Raw genomic sequence first — 12,228 nt, 5'->3', positions numbered from 1 at the left:
CTGACTGGCTAGACGCGACGACGACGCAAGCTGCATCTTGCTAGGAGGAGCAACAACGCCAAGCAGTTCGCCAAAGGCACACTTGTCGCTGTAGCGTTCCCACTCAAATCGCGGTCGTACTATCCCTCTGAAGACCGCACGCCCTCTGGATTTCTGCGAAGTGGTAGCGGTCTAATGGAAAATCTGGGTTCAAGTACAAATGCCAAAGCGACAATTTAAATTTAAAATTCATAGGAAAAAAGCGGTTTGCCGACTAATCTACTCAAGATAATTGAAGTGTTCTGCACGTTCCGGTTTTTTTTGATATATTGCCTCCAATTTAGTTCTAGTCCGAACTAATTTCCATTGCCATAATTGCTTTTTTTAACAGGGAACAGAAATGCAACGCTACAGCCGTCCTAGCATTCTCTTACACTGGCTAGTCGCCATTTTGATCATCGCGGCTTTTATTTTGGGCAATGTGATGGCAGACATGTCGTTTAGTCCGACCAAATTAAAATATTTCTCGTGGCATAAATGGTTGGGTGTCACCATCTTAGGTCTAGTTGCAACACGCTTATTGACGCGCCTCTTTAGCACTGTGCCAGCTTACCCAGACAGCATGCCAGGCTGGCAAAAAAAATCGGCCAGCGCTTTGCATGGTCTGCTATACATATTGATGTTTGCCATTCCGTTGTCGGGTTACTTCTACACATCCGCTGCGGGCTACCCTGTGGTGTATTTAGGTTTAATCCAACTCCCCACGATTATTGGCCCTAACGCTGAACTCAAACCGATTTTGAAAGATCTGCATGAGATTTTGACGAAGATTTTATTCGTCGTATTTTGCTTACACGTAGCTGCAGCGTTTAAACATTTGATCATCAACAAAGACGGTATTTTCCAGCGCATGCTGCCTGGCAAATAATATTTTATTTATCTAAAAATTTAGCAAATAAACATATAGAGGTAACACTGCTATGAGTATTTCTTTTTCTAAAAAGGCCAAAATCATTACCGCAAGTCTTTTGCTTGCCGCCAGCTTGCCCGCTTTGGCAGCGATTGCAAAACTCGACAATGCAAAGAGCAAAGTCACCATCGTATTTAAACAAATGAATGTCCCGGTGGATGCGCAATTTAAAAAATTCTCGGCGGCGATCGATTACAACACGGCAAAACCAGAAGCCTCTACCGCTACGGTCGATATTGATGTTGCCAGCTTTGATCTGGGTGATCCGCAGTACAACGCAGAAGTGCTTAAAAAAGAATGGTTTAACACCGCGCAATTCCCTAAAGCGGGTTTTGTCTCCACCAGTATGAAAGCTGGTGCCAATGGCGTGCTAAACGTCAGCGGCAAGCTCACTATTAAAGGCAAAACAACCGACATCAGCTTCCCTCTGTCAGTAAAAAAAGAAGGTGCTAATCAAGTGTTTGATGGCAGTCTGCCAATCAAACGCCTCACCTACAATATCGGTGAAGGCGAATGGAAAGATACCGGCATGGTTGCCGATGAAGTAGTCATTAAGTTTCACGTAGTAACGCAATAAAATTGCGAAATTCTTATTGTATTAATCGTTAATATTGACAATTAATATTAACCACTAAATTTGTCATTTCGCTTAGTATTTTTTAGAACAAGTTTTACGTTTTACGCAGTCTTATCACTCCCAAACCAGTATTTTTATTTAAGGACATCACCATGAAATTAAGCCAACTCGTCGCCGCAGCCTTAGTCGTTTGTGCAGCTCCTGCATTTGCAGATACCTACACGATCGATCCAAACCATACCTATCCAAGCTTTGAAGCGGACCATTTCGGCGGTTTGTCAGTATGGCGCGGAAAATTTGACAAATCCAGCGGCAAAGTCACTCTGGATAAAACAGCAAAAACAGGTTCAATGGATATCACGATCGATACGACATCCATCGATTTCGGTCACGATAAAATGAATGCTCATGCCAAATCTGCAGAGATGTTTAATGTAGAGAAATTCCCTACAGCGACATACAAAAGTACTGCAATCAAATTCAACGGCGATACACCAGTCTCCGTACAAGGTGAATTTACTTTGATGGGCGTGACGAAGCCACTGACTTTGACGATCAACAAGTTCAAATGCATCATGCATCCTATGCTGAAAAAAGAAGTTTGCGGTGCTGATGCGTCAGCAGAATTCAAGCGTACTGATTTCGGCCTGAACTATGGCATAGCTTATGGCTTCGCACCAGAAGTTAAATTGTCGATCCAGGTTGAAGCAGTCAAAGACTAATTAGGTCAAACAAATCAGTTCACGTTTGAAAAATGTGATCTGATGCTATTGCTTTAATGTGGTCAGGCTATGTTGTCTGACCACATCTCACCTCAAAAATTTGCCACCATGGGAAAACGTTATCTACGCAGCATACGATTACTCGCTGAGTGTATGCAGGCGTTTGAACAGATATCTGCCCAATATGTACGTCAATTCGGGCTAACGCATTCTCAGTTTGACATTATTGCCACCCTCGGCAATACCCCTGGCATGTGCTGCAAGAGTCTCGCTACCAAAACCCTGATTACCAAAGGCACGCTAACGGGCGTACTAGATCGCCTTGAGCAAAAGGGATTGGTCATACGTGAGCGTGGAGATCAGGACCGGCGTCAATTATTTGTCAAATTGAGCCCCGCGGGCGAAGCCGTATTTGAGGAAGTATTTCCCCAAATGGTAGAGAACGGAGCGCGGAGTTTTGCTACTTACAGCGACCAAGATTTCGTGACGCTAGAGGCGGAACTACGGAAGTTTAAAGCCAGCTTGCATGCTGGTTTGAGTGACCTGCCCACCCCCCAAGTTTGCTCATTGAGCGATCAGGTCAAATAATATACTCCCCCAATAGTATAATTTATTGTCCATAGAATCATTGGACGATAAGGCATATTTCTTAAAAATGAAGGGGAGTATTTTCCTTCCACCCTATTTCCATCAAAAAAAACTGGTGACTACTATATATTTTTTTGTGTTGAATTGTGCTGAAAACCCACCCAAAAATCACCAATTTTTTCGACTCTACAACAACTCAGATATGATCACCAACAATCGGTCCAGTACCGCTAAACCGATCCAAGGCCAAATAAATCACAGGCGTGATAAATAAGGTAATCGCTTGCGAGAAAATCAAACCACCTACCACAGCCAAGCCCAGAGGTTGGCGTAATTCCGCACCGGCACCCAAGCCCAGCGCAATTGGCAATGCACCTACCAACGCGGCAAGGGTGGTCATCATAATCGGGCGGAAACGCTGTACGCAGGCTTCACGGATCGCTTCTGGCGGCGTCATACCCTGATGGCGTTGCGCGTCCAGCGCGAAGTCAATCATCATAATCGCGTTCTTTTTTACGATACCAATCAGCAGCAAAATACCGATCATCGCAATCAGCGTCAGATCTTGTCCAAACAACTGCAGCGTCAATAGCGCACCGACGGCAGCAGATGGCAACCCAGCGAGAATTGTCAGCGGATGGATATAGCTTTCGTACAACACGCCCAGCAAGACATAGATAACCAACAGCGCGGCGACGATCAATACGACCTGCCCTGATTGCGAATTTTTGAATACCGCAGCATCACCGCCGTAGGTGGCAATAATGGATGCGGGTAATTTGATTTCATCCCGGTATTGCTCAATTTTTTTCGTGGCAACACCCAAAGCGGCGCTAGGTGCAAGATTGAAAGAAATCGTCACCGCTTGCAACTGTCCGGCATGGTTAATTGAGGTCGGACCAACCGAACGCTTGATCGTTGCAAAACTCGATAAAGGAACCAGACCGCCGCCACTACTACGAATGTAGATGCCGTCTAAAGCACTCTCATCTTTTTTCTGATCCGGGGCAAACTCCATGATGACCTGATAGCTATCCACGCTGGTGTACATGGTCGATACCTGGCGCTCACCAAATGCGCTGTATAAACTGGAGCGGACGCTGTCCATATTGACACCCAGCGCGTTGGCACTGTCTCTGTCGATCTTGAGTTCTGCCTGCAAACCCTTGAGTTGCGAATCGGTTGTGACATCCTTAAAAACAGGATCGGCACGCAATTTGTCCTGCAACTTAATGGACCAGTCGCTTAACTCCCCGGCAGTAACGCTTTGCAAAATATATTGATACTGGCTCTTACTTTGACGCCCACCTAACTGCAAGTTTTGCGTGGGACGTAAGAAGGTGGAAATACCTGCGACTTCACTTAATTTACGGCGCAAACCCTCCACTACAAGTTTCATCGGTTTGCGCTGATCACGCGGCTTTAAGTTGACGAACATACGTCCGGTATTCTGCGAGCCGCTACCACCATTGAACGATGCCACCGTCAGCACATTGGGGTCATCTCGTATAATTTTGGCGGCTCTGTCCTGCAATATCACCATCGCGGGAAAAGACGTATCCTCCGCGGCTTCGGTCTGCACGCTGATCTGTCCGATATCTTCTTCCGGAAAAAAACCTTTAGGAATCGTCGCAAATAAATACGCGGTTCCGGCAAAGGTAATTAAGGCAACCACCAGCACCAGGCCGCGATGACGCAAAGCCACATCCAAAGCGCGCGAGTACGAGTTCAGAGAAGAGTTAAAGCCGTTTTCAAATACATGCAGCAAAGCGCCGATCAGTTTTGGCGGCTCTTTCATCTCATGTTCGCTTTTCAGAAAACGACTAGCCAGCATCGGCACCAGCGTTAAGGAAACAAACGCAGAGGCGACGATTGCCAGCGATACGATGACTGCAAACTCGTGGAACAACTGACCAATCACGCCCGGCATAAAAAAGATAGGAATGAAGACCGCAATCAGTGAAGTTGAAATCGAGATAATCGTAAAACCGACTTCCCGCGATCCCTTCAATGCGGCTTTAAAAGGTTCTTCACCCGCCTCCACATGGCGCATGATGTTTTCCAACATCACAATCGCATCATCCACTACCAGCCCAACAGCCAGGGTCAGCCCTAGCAGAGAAATATTGTCCAGCGTATAGCCAAAACCCCACAACAAACTGATTGCACCAACCAAAGAAACTGGCAAAGACAGGGTCGGAATAATCGTCGCGACTAAACGACGTAAGAACAAGAAAATCACGATCACGACCAAAAAAATCGTAAGTATTAAAGTCAGATTGACATCATGCAATGCGTCGCGGATAGAGACCGAACGATCATTCACCTGATTGATTTTGACTGAGGCTGGCAACTGCGCTTGAAAGCCCGGCAACGCGGCTTTAATTGAATCAACTACTTTGACGGTGTTGGCATCGGTCTGGCGCTGAATCGCTAAAGTGATGGAACTTTCACCATTAAAATTAGCCGATGATTTAAAGGTTTCGTAACTATCTTCGATCTTGGCAACATCATGCAAACGAACGACTTGCCCACCTTTATTGCTGACAATTAGATTAGAAAAATCTGCTGCGCTTTGTAACTGGCGGTTAGCTAACAAGGTTAAGGTTTGTTTATCGCCGTCCAAAGTGCCGACGGGCGTGTTGGCGTTTGCCGCCTTGATACTTGCGGATAACTCATCCAGCGAAATATTCCGTGCAGCCAGTGCATCAGGCATCACCCGGACCCGTACTGCGTAACGCTTGATACCAAAAATATTCACTTGCGCCACACCATCAAGAGTGGACAAGCTAGGAGAAATCAAATGCTCGGCATAATTGGTGAGCTCCGACAAACTTAACGAGGGCGAAGTTAATGCCAAAATCAAAATCGGCGCATCCGCAGGATTGACTTTGCGGTAAGAGGGTAGCGTCGTCATTTCTACCGGTAATGAGCGTTGGGCGCGCAACAAGGCGGCTTGCACGTCTACCGAGGCGGCGTCAATGTTCCGGTTTTGATCAAACTCTAAAGTCAGTGAGGTCGTGCCTAAAGTGTTGCTGGAACTGATGACAGACAAACCGGGGATCGTGGCAAATTGCTTTTCTAGTGGCAGCGCAACCGAGGTCGCCATGGTTTCTGGACTAGCACCGGGCAAGACTGCATTGACGCTGATCACTGGCGTGTCATAACTCGGCAAAGCGGCAATCGGAATAAACCGATATGCCAAAACACCCGCAACAACGATAGACAAGTTCAGCAATACCGTCATCACAGGACGGCGGATAAATAACTCCGACAAATTCATGATGCGCTCGCTGCTTGAGAAGCGGATTTTTCTGACTTGGTGTCTGACTTCGTATCCGTTTTAGGATTAGTCGTTTTACTATCCGCTGCACGCTCACGTATCAGATTGCCGGGACGCAGATTTTGTTTGCCATCCAAGACTACTTTAGCGCCAACTTCGATTCCAGTGACGACGGCATCCAAGGCTGCGGCGTACATCACTTTAACCGGGCGCAAGCTCACTTTATTATCAACATCAACCACGTAAACCGCGCTGCCTTGCGCATTATTGATTACGGCATCAATCGGTATCACGATAGCGTCTTTAATCGTACGTACACTCAATCCGATATCCGCATAAGCGCCTGGCCACAACTTTAAATCACGGTTGTCAAACACGGCTTTGGCCTTAATCGTGCCGGATAAAGCATCTACTGCGTTGTCAACAAACTGCAAACGACCACGGTATTTTTCCGGGTGATCTGGCAATTGGGCAGTGACTGCATTCGGATTTTTCTGGTCCTCTTTTTGATTCATCGCATCCAGTGCGTCCTGCAAATTTCTTTGTGGCAGCGGGAAGCTAATGGTGATCGGGTCCATCTGGGTAATCGTTACCAGCGCAGGCACAGTGGTGGTAGCCTGTACTAACGAACCTGGATAGACACTAATCACACCCGTGCGTCCTGCGGCTGGGGCAACAATACGATCATAGGTCAGCGCTACTTTGGCCGCATTCACCGCGGCACGATCAGAAGCAATTACCGCAGCTTGTGCGTCTACTTGAGTCTGACTGGTATCGACCACACTTTGCGACACGAATTTTTTATCGAGTAAATCTTTGCTACGCGTCAGTTGTCGCTGATTGTCAGCCTGAGTTGCAAGGTCTTTATCCAGTTGCGCCTGCGCCTTTGCCAGATTGACTTCATCGGCACGGCTATCCAGAGTAAATAGCAAGTCGCCTGCTTTGACAAACTGTCCTTCCTTGATATGCACTTTGGTAACGGTACTGGTAATTTGAGGACGAATATCGACGGTGCTTAGCGCCGTAACAACGCCGTTGGCAGAGAGCTGCACGGGGTAATCACGCTTGATCGCCAGGGTGGTCGAGACACTGATAGGACGATTATTATCGGCACCTGCTTTGCTGGCTTTGTCACCTGCATCGGTTTTAGCGGCACTCCATTTGTAGTAGCCACCGGCAGCCAAACCAGCAACAACTAACACGGCAACGATCGTCTTTAATTTACTCATACTCTTTTACCTGGTGGGTAGGACAAAGCCAATAAAATTTAGCAGCTTGTTGATTGATTAATTAATTAGTCTATGGGTCTAGTGGGTTCGTACATTCAGTACATTTAGTGCAAAATTGCTTTCATCAATTCATCAGCGTTTACTATTTTTATCACATGAAAAATTGAAACAATTTGACCAAATTTTAAAGATGGTAATGCTATCAAAGAAAAAGCCAGCTCAAGAGCTGGCTTTACTATTTAATACTTTTCGTTACAAGCAACGCGGTTCATCAGACTACTGCGCCGTCTGTGTCGTCTTTCTCTTTGATCGGCTTAATCAAGTCTTCACGTTTAACCCCCAGCCACATCGCAATCGCCGCTGCAACAAACACAGAAGAGTAAATACCGAAACAAATACCAATCGTTAATGCAATGGCAAAATAGTGCAACGTCGTGCCACCGATGAAGAGCATGGACAACACCATCATTTGCGTACAGCCGTGCGTAATAATGGTGCGGGAGATCGTGCTGGTGATCGCATTATCAATCACTTCTGTAACCGACATCTTACGTTGCTTACGGAAATTCTCACGAATACGATCAAAAATAACCACTGATTCATTCACCGAATAACCCAACACAGCCAATACCGCAGCCAAGACAGAGAGATTAAATTCCCATTGGAAGAAGGCGAAGAAGCCCAAAATAATCACCACGTCATGCAAGTTGGCGATAATCGCGGCGACCGCAAATTTCCATTCAAAACGAATCGCCAGATACGCGACTACGCCCAAAATAACAAATAGCAGGGCCATCAAACCATCATGCGCCAACTCATCACCAACTTGCGCGCCAACCAACTCAACTCGTTGCAACTTAACATCAGCATCATGCGCTTTTAAAGCACCAAATACCTTATCTGTTTGCTGAGCTAAAGTTTCATTCTTTGGCAAAGGCAAACGAACTACGATCGTTTGCGCCTGGCCGAAAGTCTGCACCGGGGCATCCAGATAACCAGTGCTGTCAACGGTCTTACGGACCTCATCGACATTGGCGGCCTTGGAATACATCACCTCCATAACGGTACCGCCAGTAAATTCAACTGAAAAATTCAAATTTTTATGCAGCAAGAAAAATACAGCTGCGACAAAAGTCAAAGCAGAAATGACATTAAATATCAGCGCATTGCGCATGAAAGGAATGTCTTTTTTAATACGGAATAATTCCATGATAAATCCCTAAATTCTTATTGTGTCGGCGGTATTGATTAGTCTGCAGGTTTCCAAATCTGTCCGATCGCAAGAGAAGTTAATTTCTTCTTACGTCCGTACCACAGATTGACCACACCACGCGAGACAAACACGGCTGAGAACATCGACGTTGCAATCCCCAGACAATGCACAATCGCAAACGCTTTAATCGGACCCGATCCAAAAATCAGCAGCGCCAAACCAACAATCAAAGTCGTCACGTTGGAATCTAGAATTGTCGCCCAGGCACGGTCAAAACCAATCGAGATCGCAGCTTGAGGTGTATTACCAGCACGCAGCTCTTCACGGATACGCTCGTTAATCAAGACGTTGGCGTCAATCGCCATACCCAGTGCCAGCGCAATCGCCGCCATACCAGGTAGAGTCAATGTGGCCTGTAACAAGGAGAGAATCGCTACCAGTAATAATAAGTTGACGGACAGGGCCATCACACTGAATACACCAAACAGCATGTAGTAAGCGATCATGAAAACGGCAATTGCGATAAAGCCATACAGCGTAGAGTTAAATCCCTTTTGGATATTATCTGCACCTAATTGCGGACCTATCGTGCTTTCCTCAATAAAGTCCATTGGAGCAGCCAGCGAACCAGCACGCAACAACAACGCCAAGTCACTTGAAGCGGCGGTAGAACCCATGCCAGTAATATTGAAGCGGGAACCCAACTCATCCTGAATAGTGGCTACTGTCAGCAACTCGCCCTTACCTTTTTCAAACAAGACGATCGCCATTTTTTTGCCGATCTTACCGCGCGTACCTTCACGCATTTTGCGACCACCATCGCCATTCAAATCGATACTGACAGACGGTTGTTGATGCTGATCAAAACTGGCAGAAGCACCAGAAATATAATCACCAGTAATCACAGGGTCCTTATACAAAATTGCAGGTGCACCACGACCAACTTTAAATAATTCAGAACCAAATGGAACTGCAGTATTTTCATCCACCAGACCAATTACACTTTCATCTACCAGACGCACTTCTAATGTAGCCTGGCGTCCAATAATATCTTTCGCGCGGTTGACATCCTGCACGCCTGGTAATTCCACCACGATGCGATCAGCGCCTTGCTGCTGAATAATCGGCTCCGCAACGCCAAGTTCATTCACCCGTTTAGACAAAGCAATAATGTTTTGTTTAACGCCTTCTGTCACCGCTGCCTTCAAGGCCTCTGGCTTCAAAGTGATCAGCAAGCTCAGCTCGGTGTTATCTGCGTTTTTGACATCAGTCATCTGCACATCGTTGATCTGACTAGACAAAACATTTTTCGCCTTACCTAAGGTATCGGCATCACGGAACTTCACGGTAATTTGCTGACCGTCACGAGAAATACCCGAGTGGCGAACTTCTTTATCCCGCAGTACGCTGCGCACTGTAGATTGCAGACCTTGTAAGCGGGTATTTAATAATGCTTTGGTATCGACTTGCATCAAGAAATGGACACCGCCTTGCAAATCCAGCCCCAGCGACATCGGCAAAGCATGCAAACTTTGCAGCCATTTTGGCGTGTCATTCAGCAGATTGAAGCTAATGCTATACAAAGGATCGGCAGGATCAGTATTCAAGGCTTTTTCTAATGCGGCCTTCGCTTTGAACTGGATATCGGCATCCTTAAAACGAGCACGGACAGAGCCTTGAGTGCCGTTATTCTCGTAAGACAAACTAGTTGCGGTAAGGTCCTGCGCTTTCAGCGCTTGCTCAACGCGACCCAACATATCGCTCTCAACTTTGACAGTTGCGCGAGCGCTATTGATTTGAATTGCCGGGGACTTGCCAAAAAAATTGGGGACTGTGTACAGCGCGCCAAATACTAGCGCGACGATGATCAGAAGATATTTCCAGAGGGGATAGCGATTCATATCGGTTCAGATTAAATTAAATACTGGGCTGAATGTGCAACGCAGCCATAAAATCCAGGGCTGCGTTGAATCACAGTATCAGATCGCTTTGATCGTGCCTTTAGGCAACAACATAGTGATAGCCACTTTTTGCACAACAACTTCAGTGCCGTTAGCGATTTCTATCGTGACATAAGCCTCAGTGACTTTAACCACTTTGCCTAACACGCCGCCAGCTGTGACCACTTCATCATTTTTCGCCAAAGCGTCCATCATCGATTTTTGTTCTTTTTGACGCTTCATTTGCGGACGTATCATCAAAAAATACAGCACCACAAACATCAAAATGATGGGCAGGAAACTCATCAAATCACCGCCACCACTAAAAATGGAAGATTGCGCATAAGCATTGGAAATAAACACGTTAAGACTCCAGTAAGATTTTAATAATTATCTGCAAGACAATAAAATTGGAAATGAATCAGCATAAGCGTCTCAAATGGTGCCAAAACCACCAAATAAAAGAGCACACCTAAAGAGCTCGCCATCAATCACAAAGCGCCACATTCTAGCATTGGAGCAGCGGCTTACCGTGATTTAGTCGCTTGATGTTGGGGATTAAAGTCAGGGTTAAGCTTAAATAGCAGCAAATAAATCTAGGCACTGATAAACGTCATGCTCAATCAGCGGCGAATAATTCAGATACAGGCAATTATTCTTGAACTTACGCTACAAAATAATAAATATACTCCTATCGTGTATATTTAAGATGTCCATATAATCATTGGACAATAAGGCATATTTCTAAAAATAAATGGGGAGTATATTCATCGATTAACGAAATCAGAGCGAACCATTACGCATTGAACTGACTGAATTATTGCACCCGGCGTATCTGCAAACCCCGTTGTTGCAATAAATCCAAAATGCTGTTCTTGCCCACCATATGACCAGCGCCGACGACGATCAGTACCGGCTTATTGCCGTTGACAAGCTTAATCACTTTGTCGCTCATGCCGATATTGCGATCATCCAGCAACCGCTTCATGAGCTTAGCGGTGCTGGCGTCTTTATCTGCGGATGACTGCATGATTTTCTCTAAGGCAGGCAAGTCACCACTTTTCCAGGCGGCCACCATTGCTTCGGAATCCCTCATCGCGTCGCCATCCTTCATACTCGCAATCGTATAGGACAACATTTCATCGCTCTCAGCATCGCTGAAGTCAGTCAATACTTTCATTTGAAAAGCCAGTGTCTCCAGTTGGTAGACAGACTTACCGTCCGCTTTGGCTCGCTTTAAAAAATGCAAATCAATCCCTGCATCTGGGGTGTAGCCAGTGCTTGTCATCATGCCGATCATTAAGCCAGTTGCAACGACGCCCGGCTTAAGTTGTTGCATCTGTTCTGCCGCCGGACCAAAGCTAGTAGATAACTGTGCCCAGGTCTGCGCAGACAAATGTTTTTCCAGCTTGTCTGGAGCGACATACATGGTTAAAGGCATGACTTTTTTGAGCGCAGCCATGTCGGTGACATCAGTTTCCACTGCAAGTATTTTTGCATTTTTATACGCCGTCTCGACTGCTGGCGACATCGGATAGAAATCGGGCTTGGCCAGATGGATGGAACCAAATAAATATCCGGTCTTGGTACCGGACTTTATCTCCCATAGAAAGCCCTTAGTTTTCTCTGCACCCTCAGCAACGCTGCTATTGGTGTCGGCATAGGCGCTATTCGAAAAGACCAGACAAGCCAGGCTAAGAGCAATCCATTGTTTGAACGTCATACGT

At 46.2% G+C, this 12,228-nt stretch carries 10 protein-coding genes; 4 read left to right on the top strand and 6 right to left on the bottom strand.

The features are described 5' to 3' along the window. Nucleotides 1-379: 379 nt before the first annotated feature. The 4 genes from QN395_RS12780 (at nucleotide 380) to QN395_RS12765 (ending at nucleotide 2,836) form a co-directional block, all read left to right on the top strand. On the top strand, nucleotides 380-907 hold the full coding sequence (locus QN395_RS12780; RefSeq protein WP_322119815.1) for a cytochrome b: 528 nt from the start codon (nucleotides 380-382) through the stop codon (nucleotides 905-907). A gap of 52 nt (nucleotides 908-959) precedes the next feature. Beyond that, a complete protein-coding gene (locus QN395_RS12775) occupies nucleotides 960-1,526 on the top strand; it encodes a YceI family protein (RefSeq protein WP_322119816.1) in 567 nt (188 codons plus the stop codon). 152 nt (nucleotides 1,527-1,678) lie between these two features. Next, complete coding sequence (locus QN395_RS12770; protein WP_322119817.1) at nucleotides 1,679-2,248, top strand: YceI family protein; 570 nt, start codon at nucleotides 1,679-1,681, stop codon at nucleotides 2,246-2,248. A gap of 69 nt (nucleotides 2,249-2,317) precedes the next feature. Beyond that, nucleotides 2,318-2,836 (top strand): MarR family transcriptional regulator, encoded by a 519-nt coding sequence (locus QN395_RS12765; RefSeq protein WP_323492085.1) that lies wholly within the window; start codon nucleotides 2,318-2,320, stop codon nucleotides 2,834-2,836. A gap of 196 nt (nucleotides 2,837-3,032) precedes the next feature. On the opposite strand, the gene QN395_RS12760 is transcribed toward QN395_RS12765, so the two are convergent. From QN395_RS12760 to QN395_RS12735, 6 genes are all read right to left on the bottom strand, one after another. Beyond that, nucleotides 3,033-6,119 (bottom strand): efflux RND transporter permease subunit, encoded by a 3,087-nt coding sequence (locus QN395_RS12760; protein ID WP_322119819.1) that lies wholly within the window; start codon nucleotides 6,117-6,119, stop codon nucleotides 3,033-3,035. Next, on the bottom strand, nucleotides 6,116-7,348 hold the full coding sequence (locus QN395_RS12755) for an efflux RND transporter periplasmic adaptor subunit (protein WP_322119820.1): 1,233 nt from the start codon (nucleotides 7,346-7,348) through the stop codon (nucleotides 6,116-6,118). The genes QN395_RS12760 and QN395_RS12755 overlap by 4 nt, the downstream gene beginning before the upstream one ends. Nucleotides 7,349-7,619: 271 nt before the next feature. Beyond that, the gene (secF, locus tag QN395_RS12750) at nucleotides 7,620-8,558 is read right to left on the bottom strand and encodes a protein translocase subunit SecF (protein ID WP_322119821.1); all 939 of its coding nucleotides are present in this window, start codon (nucleotides 8,556-8,558) and stop codon (nucleotides 7,620-7,622) included. A gap of 38 nt (nucleotides 8,559-8,596) precedes the next feature. Further along, nucleotides 8,597-10,462 carry a protein translocase subunit SecD gene (gene secD, locus QN395_RS12745; protein ID WP_322119822.1) on the bottom strand — a complete coding sequence of 622 codons (1,866 nt, stop codon included), beginning with the start codon at nucleotides 10,460-10,462 and terminating at the stop codon, nucleotides 8,597-8,599. A gap of 78 nt (nucleotides 10,463-10,540) precedes the next feature. Beyond that, nucleotides 10,541-10,864 (bottom strand): preprotein translocase subunit YajC, encoded by a 324-nt coding sequence (gene yajC, locus QN395_RS12740; protein WP_322119823.1) that lies wholly within the window; start codon nucleotides 10,862-10,864, stop codon nucleotides 10,541-10,543. A gap of 454 nt (nucleotides 10,865-11,318) precedes the next feature. Continuing rightward, entirely contained in the window at nucleotides 11,319-12,224 is a 906-nt protein-coding gene (locus tag QN395_RS12735; RefSeq protein ID WP_322119824.1) for a TraB/GumN family protein, read from the bottom strand. Nucleotides 12,225-12,228 lie beyond the last annotated feature (4 nt).

The organism is Undibacterium sp. RTI2.2, assembly GCF_035018705.1.
In the GTDB taxonomy this organism is placed as follows: domain Bacteria; phylum Pseudomonadota; class Gammaproteobacteria; order Burkholderiales; family Burkholderiaceae_D; genus Undibacterium.
The sequence above is the reverse complement of the archived record's forward strand: the minus strand, read 5'-3'. Positions and strand labels throughout refer to the sequence as shown.